Annotated in this window: 21 protein-coding genes and 1 tRNA gene; 5 read left to right on the plus strand and 17 right to left on the minus strand. The window is 67.5% G+C overall.

All coding sequences use genetic code 11. The features are described from left to right. Positions 1–45: 45 nt before the first annotated feature. From AC1DER_RS07560 to rplM, 3 genes are all read right to left on the minus strand, one after another. Positions 46–120 (minus strand) — tRNA-Gln (locus AC1DER_RS07560). A gap of 24 nt (positions 121–144) precedes the next feature. Then, entirely contained in the window at positions 145–537 is a 393-nt protein-coding gene (gene rpsI, locus AC1DER_RS07565; protein ID WP_241918404.1) for a 30S ribosomal protein S9, read from the minus strand. A gap of 10 nt (positions 538–547) precedes the next feature. Continuing rightward, positions 548–976, minus strand: a complete 429-nt coding sequence (gene rplM, locus AC1DER_RS07570; RefSeq protein WP_158733500.1) for a 50S ribosomal protein L13 — start codon at positions 974–976, stop codon at positions 548–550. A gap of 169 nt (positions 977–1,145) precedes the next feature. On the opposite strand from rplM, the gene AC1DER_RS07575 reads away from it, so the two are divergent. After that, positions 1,146–2,342: a (Fe-S)-binding protein gene (locus tag AC1DER_RS07575; protein ID WP_477246900.1), complete on the plus strand. Its 1,197-nt coding sequence runs from the start codon at positions 1,146–1,148 to the stop codon at positions 2,340–2,342. 9 nt (positions 2,343–2,351) lie between these two features. Further along, positions 2,352–2,996: a 2-polyprenyl-3-methyl-6-methoxy-1,4-benzoquinone monooxygenase gene (coq7, locus tag AC1DER_RS07580; protein WP_441816859.1), complete on the plus strand. Its 645-nt coding sequence runs from the start codon at positions 2,352–2,354 to the stop codon at positions 2,994–2,996. A 257-nt stretch (positions 2,997–3,253) separates the two neighbouring features. Here coq7 and speD read toward each other — a convergent pair whose 3' ends face one another. Continuing rightward, positions 3,254–4,048, minus strand: a complete 795-nt coding sequence (speD, locus tag AC1DER_RS07585) for an adenosylmethionine decarboxylase (RefSeq protein WP_441816860.1) — start codon at positions 4,046–4,048, stop codon at positions 3,254–3,256. A 259-nt stretch (positions 4,049–4,307) separates the two neighbouring features. On the opposite strand from speD, the gene crp reads away from it, so the two are divergent. Both crp and AC1DER_RS07595 read left to right on the plus strand, forming a co-directional pair. Further along, complete coding sequence (gene crp / locus AC1DER_RS07590) at positions 4,308–4,997, plus strand: cAMP-activated global transcriptional regulator CRP (protein ID WP_441816861.1); 690 nt, start codon at positions 4,308–4,310, stop codon at positions 4,995–4,997. Beyond that, positions 4,997–5,458 carry a GNAT family N-acetyltransferase gene (locus AC1DER_RS07595; RefSeq protein WP_477246897.1) on the plus strand — a complete coding sequence of 154 codons (462 nt, stop codon included), beginning with the start codon at positions 4,997–4,999 and terminating at the stop codon, positions 5,456–5,458. Before crp ends, AC1DER_RS07595 begins: the two co-directional genes overlap by 1 nt. 94 nt (positions 5,459–5,552) lie before the next feature. Here the strand turns inward: AC1DER_RS07595 and AC1DER_RS07600 are convergent, their stop codons facing one another. From AC1DER_RS07600 to AC1DER_RS07660, 13 genes are all read right to left on the minus strand, one after another. Then, positions 5,553–6,284, minus strand: a complete 732-nt coding sequence (locus tag AC1DER_RS07600; protein ID WP_477246908.1) for a haloacid dehalogenase-like hydrolase — start codon at positions 6,282–6,284, stop codon at positions 5,553–5,555. A 5-nt stretch (positions 6,285–6,289) separates the two neighbouring features. After that, entirely contained in the window at positions 6,290–7,081 is a 792-nt protein-coding gene (gene trpC, locus AC1DER_RS07605; RefSeq protein WP_477246895.1) for an indole-3-glycerol phosphate synthase TrpC, read from the minus strand. A 63-nt stretch (positions 7,082–7,144) separates the two neighbouring features. Beyond that, a complete protein-coding gene (locus AC1DER_RS07610; RefSeq protein WP_477246893.1) occupies positions 7,145–7,498 on the minus strand; it encodes an antibiotic biosynthesis monooxygenase family protein in 354 nt (117 codons plus the stop codon). 1 nt (position 7,499) lies between these two features. Further along, complete coding sequence (gene trpD, locus AC1DER_RS07615; protein ID WP_477246891.1) at positions 7,500–8,546, minus strand: anthranilate phosphoribosyltransferase; 1,047 nt, start codon at positions 8,544–8,546, stop codon at positions 7,500–7,502. A 9-nt stretch (positions 8,547–8,555) separates the two neighbouring features. Continuing rightward, on the minus strand, positions 8,556–9,149 hold the full coding sequence (locus AC1DER_RS07620) for an anthranilate synthase component II (RefSeq protein WP_441816866.1): 594 nt from the start codon (positions 9,147–9,149) through the stop codon (positions 8,556–8,558). Positions 9,150–9,344: 195 nt separating this feature from the next. Then, positions 9,345–10,736: a sensor histidine kinase gene (locus AC1DER_RS07625; protein ID WP_477246889.1), complete on the minus strand. Its 1,392-nt coding sequence runs from the start codon at positions 10,734–10,736 to the stop codon at positions 9,345–9,347. Positions 10,737–10,741: 5 nt separating this feature from the next. After that, positions 10,742–11,419 (minus strand): winged helix-turn-helix domain-containing protein, encoded by a 678-nt coding sequence (locus AC1DER_RS07630; protein ID WP_441816868.1) that lies wholly within the window; start codon positions 11,417–11,419, stop codon positions 10,742–10,744. Between the two features lie 189 nt (positions 11,420–11,608). Then, positions 11,609–11,797: a hypothetical protein gene (locus tag AC1DER_RS07635; RefSeq protein WP_441816869.1), complete on the minus strand. Its 189-nt coding sequence runs from the start codon at positions 11,795–11,797 to the stop codon at positions 11,609–11,611. Between the two features lie 284 nt (positions 11,798–12,081). Continuing rightward, positions 12,082–12,783, minus strand: a complete 702-nt coding sequence (locus AC1DER_RS07640) for a zinc ribbon domain-containing protein (RefSeq protein ID WP_441816870.1) — start codon at positions 12,781–12,783, stop codon at positions 12,082–12,084. Positions 12,784–13,001: 218 nt separating this feature from the next. Further along, complete coding sequence (gene trpE / locus AC1DER_RS07645; protein WP_477246886.1) at positions 13,002–14,492, minus strand: anthranilate synthase component I; 1,491 nt, start codon at positions 14,490–14,492, stop codon at positions 13,002–13,004. Positions 14,493–14,676: 184 nt separating this feature from the next. Next, on the minus strand, positions 14,677–15,150 hold the full coding sequence (gene rraA, locus AC1DER_RS07650) for a ribonuclease E activity regulator RraA (protein ID WP_441816872.1): 474 nt from the start codon (positions 15,148–15,150) through the stop codon (positions 14,677–14,679). After that, positions 15,147–15,824 (minus strand): ribulose-phosphate 3-epimerase, encoded by a 678-nt coding sequence (rpe, locus tag AC1DER_RS07655; RefSeq protein ID WP_477246883.1) that lies wholly within the window; start codon positions 15,822–15,824, stop codon positions 15,147–15,149. Before rpe ends, rraA begins: the two co-directional genes overlap by 4 nt. A 71-nt stretch (positions 15,825–15,895) precedes the next feature. Continuing rightward, a complete protein-coding gene (locus tag AC1DER_RS07660; RefSeq protein WP_477246881.1) occupies positions 15,896–16,231 on the minus strand; it encodes a J domain-containing protein in 336 nt (111 codons plus the stop codon). 204 nt (positions 16,232–16,435) lie between these two features. Between AC1DER_RS07660 and AC1DER_RS07665 the strand changes: the two genes are divergently transcribed. Next, on the plus strand, positions 16,436–17,383 hold the full coding sequence (locus tag AC1DER_RS07665; RefSeq protein WP_477246879.1) for a phosphoribosylaminoimidazolesuccinocarboxamide synthase: 948 nt from the start codon (positions 16,436–16,438) through the stop codon (positions 17,381–17,383). Positions 17,384–17,430: the final 47 nt, after the last annotated feature.

Genomic DNA, 17,430 nt, shown 5'->3' on the forward strand with positions numbered 1-17,430 from the left:
GCGGGCAACAAAAAACCCGCCTTTCGGCGGGTTGTTTGTTCGATATGGCAGCCCCGGATGGATTCGAACCACCGAATGCCTGAGTCAGAGTCAGGTGCCTTACCGCTTGGCGACGGGGCTATGTGATCGATTTTAGCGCAGAAATTAGCGCTTGGAGAACTGGCTTGCGCGACGTGCCTTGTGCAGGCCGACCTTCTTGCGCTCGACTTCACGGGCGTCGCGGGTCATGAAGCCAGCCTTGCGCAGCTCGGACTTCAGGGTGTCGTCGTACTCGACCAGCGCGCGCGAGATGCCCAGGCGGATCGCACCGGCCTGGCCGGTGATGCCGCCGCCGGCGACGGTGACCACGATGTCGAACTTGTCGGTCGACTGGGTCAGCTCAAGCGGCTGGCGCACGATCATGCGCGCGGTCTCGCGACCGAAGAATTCATCCAGCGGACGCTGGTTGACGGTGATGTTGCCAGCACCCTTGCGAAGGAACACGCGGGCGGTGGAGGACTTGCGGCGGCCGGTGCCGTAGTTCTGCTGGATTGCCATGTGATGTCTCTTAGATATCCAGCTGCTGCGGCTGCTGGGCGGCGTGCGGATGCTCGGAGCCCTTGTAGACCTTGAGCTTGCGGTACATGGCACGGCCGAGCGGATTCTTCGGCAGCATGCCCTTGACGGCGGTCTCGATGACGCGCTCGGGGTGGCGCTCAAGCGCCTGGGCGAGGGTCTCGGTCTTCAGGTTGCCGATGTAGCCGGTGAAGCGGTGGTACTGCTTGTCGGCGAGCTTGTTGCCGGTGACGGCAATCTTTTCGGCGTTGATCACAATGAGGTAGTCACCCGTATCGACGTGCGGGGTGAAAACCGGCTTGTGCTTGCCGCGCAGGCGGCGGGCGAGTTCGGAGGCCAGGCGACCCAGGGTCTTGCCCTCGGCGTTGACCACGTACCAGTCACGCTGGACGGTCTCGTTTTTGGCGGTAAAAGTCTTCATGACGTGTCTGGTAGGTGCGTTGTCGGGCTGATTCCGCAGGCAATCCGGCTGGGCCGAACCGCGGAATTTCGCCACGCGCTGTGAAAGAAGCGGAATCATAACGGGCCAGGCCAACTCGTGCAACCCACCGGACTGAACCGCGTGAACCCCCGGTGCTAGCATTCCGCCGATGCCGCCAACCGCCCCCTCGCCCGCCACAGGCCATACCGACCCCCTGGTCGCCCTGGCCGACCGCTGCGTGCAGTGCGGCCTGTGCCTGCCGGCCTGCCCTACTTATGGACTGGCGCGAATCGAGAGCGAATCCCCGCGTGGCCGCATTGCCCTGGCCAAGGCCTGGGCGGTGGGCACGATCGAGCCCAGCGACAGCGGCGAGACCCACCTGGATCAATGCCTGGGCTGCCGCAGCTGCGAGGCGGTGTGTCCGGCGGGCGTGCAGTATGGGCAATTGCTGGTGCTGGCGCGAACGCGGCAACGGCAGCGGCGCCTTCCTGGCTGGCAACAGCGCTGGATCGAAGGCCTGGCGGCCCGGCCGCATCTGCTGGCAAGCCTGCTGGGTCTGTACCGGCATGCCAGGGGATGGCTGCCGGCACGGTTGCGCCGCCTGCCTGCCCCTCCCCCGGTGCCCCGGGGCAATTCCCGGTCGGGCCGCCCACCCGCGGCCATCGCCCTCTTCTCCGGCTGCGTGGCCCGGCCGTACGAGGCAGGCCTGCGCAAGGGGTTGCTCGATTGCCTGGCCGCCCTCGGTATCGAAGTTGGCGAACCGGCTGCGCAGACCTGTTGCGGCAGCCTGCATGCTCACGCAGGCAACGACACCGCAGCCGCGGCGCTGGCCGGGCGCAACCGCGGCGCCTTCGCTGGCGCCGAAACGGTCCTGACACTGGCCAGTGGCTGCCATGAATCCCTGGCGCAGTCGCTCACCGGCGATGCGCGCGTGGTCGATGCGATCGATTTCCTCGAGGCGCAGACCAGCGCCCGCGCCGGCTCGCTGCGCTGGCGCCGCTGCGACGAGCGCATTGCACTGCACTTGCCGTGCACGCAGCGCAATGTGGTGCGCTCGGTCGCTTCACTGCGCCGGCTGCTGGCGCAGGTCCCGGGCCTGCAGGTGATCGAACTCGACCGTGGCCTGGGCTGCTGCGGCGCTGCCGGGACGCAGATGCTGACCGACACGCAGCGCGCCGACGAGTTCCGTTCGCCGCTGCTGCTGCAACTGCACGAGAGTGGAGCGACGCGCCTGCTCAGCGCCAACATCGGTTGCCGCCTCCATCTGGCTGCAGGCACCGCCATCCCGGTGCAGCACCCGTTGGAGTTTCTTGCAGGACTGGTTGAACAGACGTCTTCATCGGCCCCAGCCATCGCACCCGGTTAAACTTCGGCCATGGCCACGACACGCGAACTGACGCAACTCGACCGCTTCCTCACCGACACCCAGCGGGCGCTGGACACGGTGTTCGGCTCTCCGCCCGCCTTGCGCGCCAACCCGTCGGACGGGATCGCGCAGATCGAGCTCGATGCCGACGAGCGCCAGCACGCGGCCGGGCTGATGCGCATCAACCATGTCGGCGAGGTCTGTGCGCAGGCGCTGTATTGCGGCCAGGCGGCGGTCGCGCGCGATCCGTCCACGCGCGAGCATCTGCTCGAGGCGGCGCAGGAAGAAACCGACCATCTGGCATGGTGCGCGGACCGTCTGCGCGAGCTCGACAGCCGGCCGAGCCTGCTCAATCCGATCTGGTACGCCGGCAGTTTCGCCATCGGTGCGTTGGCAGGCTTGCGCGGCGACGGCTGGAACCTGGGCTTCGTGGTCGAGACCGAGCGCCAGGTCGAGGCGCACATCGACGAGCACCTGGACTCATTGCCAGTAGCCGACGCGCGCAGCCGCGCGATCCTGGAAGTGATGAAGGCCGACGAGGCCCGCCACGCCGACAACGCCGAAGCCGCCGGTGCGCGCATTCTGCCGATGCCGGTGCCTACGCTCATGGCGGCTGCGTCCAAGCTGATGAAGGCGGTTGCTTACCGGCTGTGAGTTTTTTGCTGTCGGGCGTCGAGGAGGTCGGCACTGCCGGCCTTTTTTGTGGGCGGTTTGGCGCTCTAGCGCTTTCCGCGTGACGCAGCTGCCAGGGCGGGACTCGGGCTGCCTGGGGATCGGGTGGTTCCAAAGGCCCGGCGGACGGCGCCCTTCGGAAGACTCACGCCGAACGCCCCACGCCTCGCGCGCCCCATCGACCGGAAAAGAAAAAGGCCGGCAATGCCGGCCTTTTTCAACAAGCGCGCACCCCGACCTCAGTCGGCCAGGTTGCGCCCGTGATAGAGCTCTTCGATCTCGCGCTTCAGGCGCGCCTCGATCTTCATGCGCTCCTTGAACGACAGATTCTTGGCCTTCTCCTCGAACAGATAATTGTCGAGGTCGAACTCCTTCAGGTGCATCTTCGTGTGGAAGATGTTTTCCTGATAGACATTCACGTCGAGCATCTCGTAGCGCGACTTGATGTTCTTGGCCAGGTAATCCTGGATCGAATTGATCTTGTGATCGATGTAGTGCTTCTTGCCCTTGATGTCGCGGGTGAAGCCGCGCACCCGGTAGTCCATGATGACGATGTCGGACTCGAGGCTCTCGATCAGGTAGTTCAAGGCCCGCAGCGGCGAGATCACACCGCAGGTTGCCACGTCGATGTCGGCGCGGAACGTCGCGATGCCGCTGTCCGGATGCGTCTCCGGATAGGTGTGCACCGTGATGTGCGACTTGTCCATGTGCGCGACCACCGCATCGGAGATCAACTCCTTGCCGGCGTCCTTCTTGTCGATCACCGGCTCCTCGGAAATGAGGATGGTCACCGACGCGCCCTGCGGATCGTAGTCCTGGCGTGCGATGTTGAGGATGTTGGCGCCGATGATCTCCGCCACATCCGTCAGGATCTGCGTCAAGCGGTCGGCGTTGTAGGCCTCGTCGATGTATTCGATGTAACGACGGCGCTCGTCCTCCGATGCCGCGAAGCAGACATCGTAGATATTGAACGAGAGGGCCTTGGTGAGGTTGTTGAAACCCTGCAACCTCAGGCGAGGCAACGGCTTGACCACGGCGGTGGGATCCCGGTACGGCTGTGAGGGGCGAGATTATGAGGCAATTGTTGTGACGGTGGAACGCGCATCCCGATCCGGGGCAGATGCCGCCAGGATCCGTGCACGCCCTCGGCGCCTCCCGGGCGGCCCGCCTGGCTGAACCTGAATCGGCATTCCGTCACAACTTCGCTCCCGGCCGGGGTGACGCTCTAGGGCGGATATTTGCCCAAAGCGTTAGTTCGGCCTAAGCTCGCCGAATCACAAAACCTTCACGCCCATGTCCGCCAATCCGGTTGTTCCCTCGCCCGCCCTGCGCCGAACCAACAGCCCACTGCTGCCGGACGGCGCGACCATTGAGCGATTCCTCGCTCACTGCCACCGCCGTCGCTACCCGTCGCGCACCGACGTGTTCCGGCCGGGCGACCCGGCCAGCACCCTCTACTACATCGTTTCCGGCTCGGTCAGCATCATCACCGAGGAAGAAGACGGCCGCGAACTGGTCCTGGGCTATTTCGGCCCCGGCGAATTCGTCGGCGAGCTCGGTCTGTTCATCGCCAGCGACCAGCGCGAAGTGATCCTGCGCACGCGCAGCACCTGCGAGCTGGCCGAGATCGGTCACGAGCGCCTGTACGACCTGTTCCTGACCCGCCTGTCGCTGGACGCCCCCAAGCTGCTGTACGCCATCGGCGCGCAGATCTCGCGGCGCCTGCTCGACACCAGCCGCAAGGCCGGCCGCCTGGCCTTCCTCGACGTCACCGACCGCATCGTCCGTGCCCTGCACGACCTGGCCAAGGAACCCGAGGCGATGAGCCATCCGCAGGGCACCCAGATCCGGGTGTCGCGCCAGGAGCTCTCGCGCCTGGTGGGTTGCTCGCGCGAAATGGCCGGCCGGGTGCTCAAGAAGCTCCAGGCCGACGAAAAGCTGCACGCACGCGGCAAGACCGTCGTCCTCTTCGGCACCCGCTAGTGGCTCGCGCCGCCGGTTCCGCGGACACCTCGATCCGGGTGCGGCCGGCGGAACTGGGCGACGCCAGCGACGTCGCGCGACTGCTCGGTGAGCTTGGCTACCCCTGCAGCCGAGACGAGGCGGCCGAACGCATCGCCGTTGTCCGCCATGACCCACGCCAGCACCTGCTGCTGGCCGAAATCGACGGCGACACCTTCGGCCTGGTGTCGCTGTACACGCTGTATTCGGTGATCCACGGCGACGAACTGGCGCGCATCACGGGCCTGGTCGTGCAGGCCGGTTGCCAGGGCCAGGGCATCGGCCGGCGCCTGCTGCGCGAGGTCGAGTCGATTTCCCGCCGCATCGGTGTGCGCCGGATCGAAGTCACCAGCAATGCCCGCCGCGCCGAGGCCCACGCGTTTTACCGCCACTGCGGCTACGCCGATGGCTCGCTGCGCTTCATCAAGGCGCTCGGCGACTAGAACAAGTGCCCGAGCTGCCCCGCCAGCCATACCGCGATTTTGCCGAACACACGCTGCTGGAGTTCTTCCAGGACATGGACGCGCCGGGGCGCGTCTAGCTCACCCGGTCGCCGCCGCGGCTCTTGCAGCCCCAGTTGAGGATCGGCGTCCCCGCCGGCAACACGCGGCGGAACATCGCCACGCGGCCGTGCTTGGGGTTGACCACCACCGGCTTGCGCGCCGCCTGCAGCAACGGAAGATCGGCGCTGCTGTCGGAATAGGCCACCCCGACCTGGTCGTAACCCGCATCCCAGATCATCCGCATCTTGTTGCGATGGTGGCAGTGCTCCACGGTGATCATGCCGCCCAGGAACGGGCCGCTGATGCTGCCGATCACCGGCAGGTCCTCATGGGCGACGAAATCCAGGATTGCCCGCGCCAGCTCAGGCGAGGCGCCGGTGGCGATGATCACGCGATCGCCGGCATCGCGGTGGCGCTGCAGCACCTTGAGCGCCACCGGCAGCAGCCGCGCGCGGATCTGGCGCGCGTGCAGCCGCACGTACTCGTCGATCAGGTCGTCCATGTCGGCGCGGCGGTGGGTGCCGACGGTGCCGATCCACAGATAGGCCGAGATCGCGCGCCGCCGCGTCGGCAACCAGGCGACCATCGGCAGCAGCAGCGGCGACAGCAGCAGCGCCGCGGTCACGCGCGCCCAGTGGCGCTGCAGCAGCCACAGCACCAGGTGGCTGCCCGAATCGCCGTCATACAGCGTGTGGTCGAAGTCGAACACGACCAGGGGCGAGTACGGACGCCCCGGATCGTGAAGTTGGGACTCGCCTCCGGCCATCGTGCTCATGCCGCGAACAGCCGGTGCAATGCGGCGCCCGGGTCGGCCTCGCGCATGAAGGATTCGCCGATCAGGAAGGTCTGCACGCCGGCCTGGCGCATCTTCGCCACGTCGGCCGCGCTCGCGATTCCGCTCTCGGTGACCAGGGTGCGATCGCGCGGCACGGCCTGGCTCAGCTCCACAGTGGTGTCGAGCGAGACCTCGAAGGTGCGCAGGTTGCGGTTGTTGACGCCGATGAGCTCGCAGTCGGTCTGCAGCGCGCGCTCGAGCTCGTCGATGTCGTGCACCTCGACCAGCACGTCCATGCCCAGCTCCATCGCCAGCGTGGCCATCTCCACCATCGGGCCGTCCTCCAGCGCGGCGACGATCAGCAGGATCGCATCGGCGCCGATCGCACGGGCTTCATAGACCTGGTAGGGGTCGATGGTGAAGTCCTTGCGCAGCACCGGCAGCGAGCAGGCGCCACGCGCCTCGCCAAGGAACATGTTGCTGCCCTGGAAGAAGTCGACGTCGGTCAGCACCGACAGGCAGGCCGCGCCGCCGGCCTCATAGCTGCGGGCGATGTCGGCCGGATGGAAGTCCTTGCGGATCAGGCCCTTCGACGGGCTGGCCTTCTTCACCTCGGCGATCACCGCCGCTTCGCCGGCCACGTGGCGGCGGCGGATGGCGTCGACGAAGCCGCGCGTCGGCGGCTGCTGCAGGGCACGGTCGCGCATTTCCGCGAGCGGGCGCACGCGGCTGCGTTGCTGGATCTCCTCCACCTTGCGGGCGAGGATGGTGTTGAGGATGTCGCTCATGTGCAGTGAACCAACGAAATTGGACGCGAAGGGGGAGGAGGAGACGGCGCCGGACTGGACTGGTTACTCGTCCCTCTCCGTCTTTTTCGCGCTGCCGTAGGCGCGCTCGACTTTCGCCACGCGCAACTCGTAATGCTCGTACCAGTGCTGGCGCCCGTAGGCGCGCGTCGCTGCGTGCTCGGCATGCTGGCGCCAGGCCGCGATCGCCGCCTCGCTCTCCCAGTACGACACGGTGATGCCAAAGCCGTCCGCACCGCGGGTGGACTCCACGCCGAGGTAGCCCGGCTGCTGAGCGGCCAGCTCGACCATGCGCTGCGCGGCTTCGGCATAGCCGGCATCGTCGTCGCCGTTGCGACGGGACGAGAAGATCACCGCGTAGTACGGCGGCTGCGGCAAGCGGGCGAACGCTTCGTCCACGTCAGGCTCCAACGGGCTGGCCGGCAAGCTCGCGCGTCGTCGCAACAAACTGCTCGAGCTTGTCGCGGGCCGCGCCGGAGGCCAGCGCCGCGCGGGCGCGGTCGATGCCTTCGGCGATGCTGTCGGCGACGCCGGCAGCGTAGATCGCCGCACCGGCATTGAGCGCGACGATCTCGCGCGGCAGCCCGCTCTCGTTGCGCAGTGCCTGCAGCACCAGCGCGCGCGATTCGTTGGCGTCGTTGACGCGCAGGTTGCGGCTGGCGGCCATGGCGATGCCGAAATCCTCCGGGTGCACTTCGTACTCGCGCACCACGCCGTCACGCAACTCGCCGACCAGGCTGCCTGCGCCGAGCGAGAGCTCGTCCATGCCGTCGCGGCCCCAGACCACCAGCGCGCGGCTTGCGCCAAGCTCCTGCAGCACGCGCACCTGGATGCCGACCAGGTCGGGATGGAACACGCCCATCAGGATGTTCGACGCGCCGGCGGGATTGGTCAGCGGGCCAAGGATGTTGAAGATCGTGCGCACCGCCATCTCACGCCGCACAGGCGCGACCACTTTCATTGCAGGGTGGTGCACGGGGGCGAACATGAAACCGATGCCGCAGCGCTCGATGCACTGTGCTACCTGTTCGGGCTGCAGCTCGATCGCCGCGCCGAGCGCCTCGAGCACGTCGGCGCTGCCGGATTTGGACGAGACGCTGCGGTTGCCATGCTTGGCGACCTTGGCCCCGGCCGCGGCCACCACGAACATGCTGGCGGTGGAGATGTTGAAGGTGTGCGCGCCGTCGCCGCCGGTACCGACGATATCGACCAGGCCGGTGCGATCGGCCAGCTCGACCGGCCGCGCGAACTCGCGCAGCACGGTGGCGGCGCCGGCGATCTCGCCCACCGTCTCCTTCTTGACCCGCAGGCCGGTGAGGATGGCCGCGGTCATCGTCGGCGAAACTTCGCCGCGCATGATCATGCGCATCAGCTCGACCATCTCGTCGTGGAAGATCTCGCGATGCTCGATCGTGCGCTGCAGGGCTTCTTGCGGGGTGATGGGCATGGCGGGACGTCAGCGTTCCAGGAAGTTCTTGAGCAGCGCGTGGCCGTGCTCGGTGAGGATCGACTCGGGGTGGAACTGCACGCCTTCAACCGGATGTTCGCGGTGGCGCAGGCCCATGATCTCGTCGAACCCGGCCGCGCCGCCGGCATCGTCGGCGTTCTCGCTCCAGGCGGTGATTTCCAGGCAATCGGGCAGCGTCTCACGCGACACCACCAGCGAGTGGTAGCGGGTGGCCTCGTAGCCGTCCGGCAGGCCGGCGAACACGCCCTTGCCCTCGTGGCGGATCCGCGAGGTCTTGCCGTGCATGATGCGCTTGGCGCGGATGACGTCGCCGCCGTAGGCCTGCCCAAGGCTCTGGTGGCCCAGGCAGACGCCGAAGATCGGGATGCGCGGGCCCAGCTGGCGAATCACATCCACCGACACGCCCGCTTCGTTGGGCGTGCACGGACCCGGCGACACCACGATCCGCTCCGGCTGCAGCGCCTCGATCTGGGCGACGCTCAGTTCGTCGTTGCGGACGACCTTCACCTCGGCCCCGAGCGTCTGCAGGTACTGCACGAGGTTGTAGGTGAAGCTGTCGTAGTTGTCGATCATCAGCAGCATGGCTTACGCAACCCCTTGGCAGTTAAGAGGCCATGTCCGTACTTCGTGGGCGTCCGAACTTGATGGGCGTCCGATGTTCATGGACAGATACCCGCTCAGATACCCGCTCTTGGCCCTGGTATCCGGGGGAAGCGTGACTCGGCTGCTGGAAGGATACCGCACCCGCTACCGCCAGCCGCACTGCCGCGCCTGGCTTCAGGCCGCCGGGAGGCCACGGTGCGCGGCGGCTTCGGCTACGGGCAACAGCACCTGCACGCGCAGGCCGGGCGCGCGATCGAGCAGGACCACGCGACCGCCATGGCGATGCACGATCGCCCGCACCAGGCTCAGGCCGAGGCCGCTGCCGGGGGAGCCGCGATGGCTTTCCAGACGCTGGAAGCGGTCGAACACGCGCTCGCGCTCGGCCTCGGGGATGCCCGGCCCGCGGTCGTCGATCTGCAGCAAGGCGCCCTGCCCGGTCGCCTGCAGCACCACGTCGACCTCGCTTCCGGCCGGGGCGTACTTGAGTGCGTTGTCGAGCAGGTTCACCAGCATCTGGAACAACTGGTCGCGATCGCCTCGCACCTGCACCGGATGCAGCCGCGACTGCAGGCGGATGCCGCGTTCGCCGGCGCTGGGCGTGTACAACTCCAGCCCGTCGGCGACCAGTGCGGCCAGTTCCAGTACCGGCTCGTCGCGCGCCGGCGCCTGCGCTTCGATGCGGGCCAGCCACAGCAGCGACGCAAAGGTCCGCAACAACTGGTCGGTCTCAGCCACCGCCGCGTCCAGCGCCGCATCGCGGCCGGGATCGCCAGGCTGGCGGCGCAGTTCCTCCAGGCCGTTGCGCAGGCGCGTCAGCGGCGTGCGCAGGTCGTGTGCAATGTGATCGGTGGCATGGCGGACGCCGCCCAGCAGGTCCTCGATGCGATCGAGCATGCCGTTGAAGCGGCGGGCCAGGCGATCGAAGGCGTCGTCGCTGCCGTCCAGCGGTACTCGCAATGCAAGTTCGCCGCCGCCGACGCGCTCGGCCGTCGAATCCAGGCTGCGCAATCGCCGCGAGACCCAGCGCGAGGTCAACCAGCCGACCAGCGCGCCCAGGGTGGCCGCGACCAGCAATGCCGCCAGCGCCGTGCGCAGCATCAACGCGAGAAAGCGGTCCTGTGAATGCAGGCGCAGGCCGACCAGCAGCGTGCTGCCATCGCCCAGCGGCTGCAGGTGCGCGATCACGCGGCGGTGGCCGTCGGCATCGCCGGCCTCGGCGGCGTCGAAGGTGATCCAGCGCGCCGTCGTCGCCGCGTGCGCGCGCATGCCCGCGGTTGCGACGATCTCGCCGCCGCCGCGACCGGACAGCGCATAGACCGCATCGGGATCTTCGGGCGCGGCGATGCGCGCCTGCAGTTCGTCGACCAGGGCGGCGCGGCCGCTGTCGCGATACACCTCGGCCAGGCCGGCCGCGTCGGTGCGCACCAGTTCGCGGGCGTCCTGCAGCAACAGGGTCGACACGGCGTAGTAGACACCTGCGCCGAGCAGCACGAAGGCAAGCAGGAACGAGGCCATCACCGCCAGCGCCAATTGCGCACTGGTCGAGCGCAGCCATCGCATCCGCATCGGCGTCATTCCCCCAGCCGGTAGCCGGCGCCGCGCACCGTGTGCAGCAGCGGGTGTTCGAACCCGTGGTCGATCTTCTGCCGCAACCGGCTGATGTGGACGTCGATGACGTTGGTCTGCGGATCGAAGTGGTAGTCCCACACCGCTTCGAGCAGCATCGTGCGGGTGACGACGCGCCCGGACTGGCGCATCAGGTATTCGAGCAGTCGGAACTCGCGCGGCTGCAGTTCAATGTGCTTGTCGCCGCGCTGGGCGCCGCGGCCGAGCAGGTCCAGTTCGAGGTCGCCGACGCGCAGGCGGGTGGGTTCGCGTTCGGCGCCGTCGCGAGTGCGGCGGACGATGCTGTCCAGTCGCGCGCTCAGTTCGGAGTAGGCGAATGGTTTGACGAGGTAGTCGTCGGCGCCGGCACGCAGGCCTTCGACGCGGTGTTCGACTTCGCCCAGGGCGGTCAGCAGCAGCAGCGGGGTGGGATTGCCAGCGCCGCGCAGGGTCTGCAGCAGCACCAGGCCGTCGACCAGTGGCAGCATTCGGTCGAGCACGATGGCGTCGAACTTTTCGGTGGTGGCCAGGAACAGTCCCTGGCGGCCGTCGTCGGCATGGTCGACGGCGTGCCCATCCTCGCGCAGGCCCTTGACGATGAAGGACGCGGTATGGGGATCGTCTTCGACCAGCAGGACTCGCATTCGGCTTGGCTCCGGCAACGCAAAAAAGGATACCCCGTCGAAGCGCCTCGACGGGGTATCCGCCCGCTTGCACACGGGCTCCGGGGAACGGTGGATCGGATTGGTGCGGACTGGCGTGGATCGAGTCCTCCTGATCATCAGGTCCTGGGGAGGGACCTGCTGGTCAGTTCGTCTGGATCAACGTCTCGATCAGCTCTTCTTGCCGTCGTTGGTCTTCTGGGCGTTCTTGTCGGTCTTGGCGTCGGTCTTGGCGGTGTGCTTGTGCTTGCTGACCGAGGACTTGGCAGGTGCGGCCGGGGTGGTCGCCGGGGTTGCGGCCAGTGCGGAGCCGGCCAGGGCGGTCAGGGCGAGGGCGATCAGGGGCTTGCGGATGTTCATGGTGATGTGACTCCTGGAAGGTACGTTGACGAGGGTACGTTTAGTGGGAATCTCTCTTGCTGGTGGGGTCGCTCCCCATCGCAGGGACAGATTGCGCCGGGGCGCTTCTCGTCGATCTTTCCGGAGCATGAACAATCGGTAATGTTTGGGCCTGGCTGCGCGGGTGGGCGCGCGGGTGGGCGCGCGGGCTGGTTGCGCGGGCTGGTTGTGCGGGCTTGTTGTGCGGGCGCGCCTGGCGGACTTCGGAGGGGCGCTGTCCGCAGGGGCGGGAATTCGTGGCGGTATCAACCCACGCCGCTGCCGCGGCGGATTGGAACCGGCGCCGTCGCGATGCGCCCCTTGAGATCGGTCATCGTCCCGGGCAACACCACCAGGTACGAAATCAGCTGCTCCGCCAACTCCAGCAGCAGATCGGCACTGACCTTGTCGATCGTCGCCTCGTCCTCGAACTGGCGACCGAACGTGCCGCTCGGCGCAAGCAACTGCGCGATGTCCTGCAACGGCTTTGCCAGGTCCATCTCTTTCGGCAACGCCTCCAGGTTCTGCGTCAGTGACTGGTCGCGCTTGTCCTCGCTCAGCAGACGCGCCGCCAGACCTGCCAGCAGGTGGCGCACCGTCAATGCCGTCGCGCCCCATTCGGCGCGGTTGTAGAGCTTGAGCGCGGACTCGTAGCTGCGTGCCAGCGGCGCCGACAGGTTCTGCAGGTGCTCCACGCCGGACATCGGATCGCGTCCGGCCGGCCCGGGATAGCAGAACAGGCCGCCCGGTTTGCGCGTGCTGTCGGCCTCGAGCAGCTGCACGAACAGAACCTCTTCTTCGCAGCGCGCGCACGCCAGCTCGCTGGCGGCCAGTTGCCGTCCGTGCTCCTGCCAGGTTTTGGCCTCGAAAACCGCCTCCTTCAGGCAGTTCGGGCAGATCATTTCGACCGTACGCGGGAACGTATTGGAAAACCGGGATTGAACGAGGGTGTCCTGGACGAGTTGCATCGCCGCCTCCTGCCCGTTGGCCTTGCTCCCGTTGATGTGCGTCCCCTGGGCGAATCCCCAAGGCCCTGAAGCCGACCACTCATCACGTGACCAGTGAATACCGGTTCGCTTGTGAATAAAACGTTGTGATCGTGCAATCGAGGACAGCGCAAACGCTCGAATCGGCGGCTGAATTGCGCCCACCCGATCAGGCAGCGACTGACGTCACAATTCCGAGGTCATAACCCCTTGGCCGCCTGGGCGACGGCGCGGAACAATGCGCGCCCCTTGTTCATCGTCTCCTCCCACTCCTTGGCGGGGTCGGAGTCGTAGACGATGCCGGCGCCGGCCTGGACGTGCAGGCGTCCGTCCTGGATCACGGCCGTGCGGATGGCAATGGCGGTGTCGGCGTCGCCGTTCCAGCCCAGGTATCCGATGGAACCGGCGTAGACATTGCGCTTGATGGGCTCGAGTTCGCGGATCACTTCCAGTGCGCGGATCTTCGGCGCGCCGCTGACGGTGCCGGCCGGGAACGTCGCGCGCAGCACGTCGGCATAACTCAGGCCGGATTTCAGCTTGCCGGTTACTTCGCTGACGATGTGCATGACGTGGCTGTAGCGCTCGATGACGAACTGCTCGCCAACCTGCACCGTGCCCGGTTCGGAGACGCGGCCGGCATCGTTGCGGCCGAGGTCGATCAGCATCAGGTGCTCGGCGCGCTCCTTCGGGTCGGCCAACAGTTCGGCTTCGAGCGCGGCGTCTTCTTCCGGCGTGGCGCCTCGCGGGCGCGTGCCGGCGATCGGGCGCACGGTGACCTGGCCGTCCTGCAGGCGCACCAGAATCTCCGGCGAGCTGCCCACGACCTGGGTGCCACCGACATCGAGGAAGTACATGTACGGCGAGGGATTGAGCGCACGCAATGCGCGATAGACGTCAACCGGGCGCGCCTGGAACGGCACCGACAGGCGCTGGCTCAGCACCACCTGGAAGATGTCGCCGGCGCGGATGTATTCCTTGGATTTCTCGACCGCGGCGATGAAGCCTTCGCGGGTGAAGCCGGAGACGAAATCGGCTTCGTCCAGCGCGCGGCCTTCCAGGGTTTCCGGGTAGCCCGGGCCACCCTGGCGCAGGCGGTGTTCCAGTTCGTCGAGGCGACGGTTGGCGCGTGCCAGCGCGCGCGGCTCCTGCGGGTCGGCGTGGACGATCAGGTACAGGCGGCCCTTGAGGTTGTCGAACACCGCCAGCTCGTCGCTCTGCATCAGCAGGATGTCGGGCGTGCCGAGCTCATCGGGCTTGTGCGTGCCGTCCTTGTCCGGGCCGGCCAGGCGCGGCTCGATGTACTGGATGCACTCGAAGCCGAACCAGCCGACCAGGCCGCCGGTGAAGCCCGGCAACCCGGCGATCTTCGGCACGCTGTGCGCGGCACGCAGGCGCTCGACTTCGGCGAAGGGATCGTCGACGACGCGGCTTTCGACCAGCTCGCCGTCTTCGCTGACGAACAGCGTGTGCCCGGCGAAGGCGTACACGCGCTGCGCCGGCAGGCCGATGATCGAATAACGGCCGAAACGCTCGCCCCCCTCGACCGACTCGAACAGGTAGGTGTGCGGCCCGTCGGCGAGCTTGAGATAGACCGACAGCGGCGTATCGAGATCGCTCAGGACCTCGCGGACGACGGGGATGCGGGTGTGGCCGTCAGCGGCCTGCTGCTGGAACTGTTCGGGAGAGGTCACGCGGCGATTCCTTGGAACACGGGGGGCAAGCGGCCCGATGCAGCCGGCCCAATGGTGGCGGCCAATGTAATACGCACGTCATCGTCCGTCCGGAGAATAGGAGGCCATAACAGGGACGACTGGCGGAGGCGGGATTGCCTCCAAATATTCCGCGGCAAGCCAGTGATGGCTTGCCGCTTTGCTTTCAGCGCAGGTCGGTGTCGGCCACCACCACGCCATCCTCGTCCGCGCATAGCCAGTCTCCCGGCCGGATGCGGATGCCACCGAATTCCACGTCGATATCGCGCTCGCCTTCGCCGAGCTTGTCGGTCTTGCGCGGGCACACGCCGAGCGCCTTGACGCCCAGGTTGAGGCCGCCGATCGCGCCGCTGTCGCGGATCACGCCGAACACCACCACCCCGGCCCAGCCGTTCTCGGAGGCCTTGGCGGCGAGCAGGTCGCCGAGCATCGCGCGGCGGGTGGAGCCGCCGGCATCGATCACCAGCACCCGGCCCAGCCCCGGCTCGGCCACCGCTTCGCGCACGCGCGAATTGTCTTCGTCGGCCCGGATCGTGCTGACCAGGCCGTTGAAGGCCAGGCGGCCGCCGAAATCGCGCAGCGGCAGGTCGAGCACGCGCACCTGCGCGTCGTGGAGATCGCACAGGTCGCAGGTGTTCATCCGGTCCTCACTCCTTTGACGGCCGCCTTCATCCTGCCGATCACATCGGCGTAGTCGGGGGCATTGAAGATCGCCGAACCGGCGACGAAGGTATCGGCGCCGGCAGCGGCAATCTCGGCGATGTTGTCGGCCTTGACGCCACCGTCGATCTCCAGCCGGATCGGCTTGCCGGTGCGGTCGATCATGGCGCGCACGCGGCGCAGCTTGTCGAGCGCCGAGGGAATGAAGCTCTGTCCACCGAAACCGGGATTGACCGACATCAGCAGCACCATGTCGAGGTCTTCCAGGACCCAGTCCAGCACGTCGATGGGCGTGGCCGGGTTCAGCACCAGGCCGGCCTGGCAGCCATGCGACTTGATCAGCTGCACCGTGCGGTGCACGTGCGCGCTGGCTTCCGGGTGGAAGCTGATCATGCTGGCGCCGGCCTTGGCGAAGTCGGGAACGATGCGATCGACCGGCTCGACCATCAGGTGCACGTCGATCGGGGCAGTCACGCCGTGCTTGCGCAGCGCCTCGCAGACCAGCGGGCCGATGGTCAGGTTGGGTACGTAATGGTTGTCCATCACGTCGAAATGCACCCAGTCGGCGCCGGCGGCGAGCACGTTGTCGACCTCCTCGCCGAGTCGGGCGAAGTTGGCCGAAAGGATGGACGGGGCGATGACGGTCGATTGCATGGGATGTCCTGGTGCTTTGGAGTCTGCCTGTTCCCCGGCGCCCGGGGGAAGGCTTGGTAGCGGGAAAGGCGTCACCTGCGCTGGCGCAGGGTCTTGATGCGGTCGTAGGCCTGGTTGATCTCGCGCGCCTTGGTTTCGGCCTGCTGGCGCAGCTCGGCGGCGGCGCCGGCCACGCGGTCCGGGTGGTACTGCGACATCAGCCGCCGGTAGGCCCGGTCGATCTCGGCATCGGTGGCGTCGGAGGTCAGGCCCAGGGCGGCATACGGGTTGTCCCGGCGCAGCCTGAACCAGTCGATATCGAAGGCATGCCCGATCAGCAGCCCGACCAGGGCGCCGAACAGCGGGTTGGTGCGGAACAGGGCGGCTCCGGCGAAGAAGCCCAACAACTTGCCGTACCAGCGTTTCATCGTCCTCCACGCGGCCCCGGCGGCCGCCTTCCCGGACGCGTGTCCAGAGCGGACGCCAGTGTACCTGCACGCCGCGCCAAGCCGGCGTACACTGGCCGGCCCTGTCGCGCACGCGCGCGATCCGCCTGGTCCTGGACAGCGAGGACACCCGAGTCAAGGCGAGCGTGCGGCGGGGCCTTCGTGCATATCCTGAGGGTTTTCGCGTTGTCCACGACACTGCTCCAATCCGATCTGCCCGGCCTGAACCTGCGCCACCGCGGCAAGGTCCGCGACGTGTTCGACCTGCCTGCCGAGCGCCTGCCCGCCGGTGCCGGCGAATGCCTGCTGATGGTCGCCACCGATCGCCTCTCCGCCTTCGACGTGGTCCTGCCCGACCCGATCCCGGGCAAGGGCGAGATGCTCTGCCAGATCAGCAACTTCTGGTTCGGCAAGACCGAGCACATCATCCGCAACCATCTCACCGGCATCGACGTCGCGTCGGTGCTGCCGGCCGGTGTCGACGCCGCGCTGTACGCCAAACGCGCGGTGGTGACGCGACGCCTGAAGCCGGTTCCGATCGAGTGCATCGCCCGCGGCTATCTCATCGGCAGCGGCTGGAAGGACTACCAGCGCACCGGTCGCGTCAGCGGCATCGCCCTGCCCGACGGCCTGCGCCAGGCGCAGATGCTGCCCGAGCCGATCTTCACCCCGTCGACCAAGGCCGCTGTCGGCGACCACGACGAGAACATCGACTTCGACACCGCCGTGCGCACGGTCGGCGCCGATCTCGCCGAGCAGGTCCGCGACGCCACGCTGCGCCTGTACAAGTTCGCCCGCGACTACGCCGCGCAGCGCGGCATCATCCTGGCCGACACCAAGTTCGAGTTCGGCCTGGATGCCGATGGCCACCTGTACGTGATGGACGAAGTGCTCACGCCGGACTCGTCGCGCTACTGGCCTGCCGACCAGTACGAGGTGGGCACCAGCCCGCCGAGCTACGACAAGCAGTTCGTGCGCGACTACCTGGAAACGCTCGACTGGGACAAGACCCCGCCCGGTCCGAAGCTGCCGGCACCGGTGATTGAGCGCACCCGCGCCAAGTACGCCGAGGCGCTGCAGAAACTGGCCGGCATCAGCGTCGACCAAGCCGAGCCGGCCAGCACGGTCGGCTGAGCCTGGCCTCCCGGCGCCTGCCTTGCCTGGCTGGCGCAATCGCGGCC

Source organism: Lysobacter sp. 05T417, from assembly GCF_056396405.1.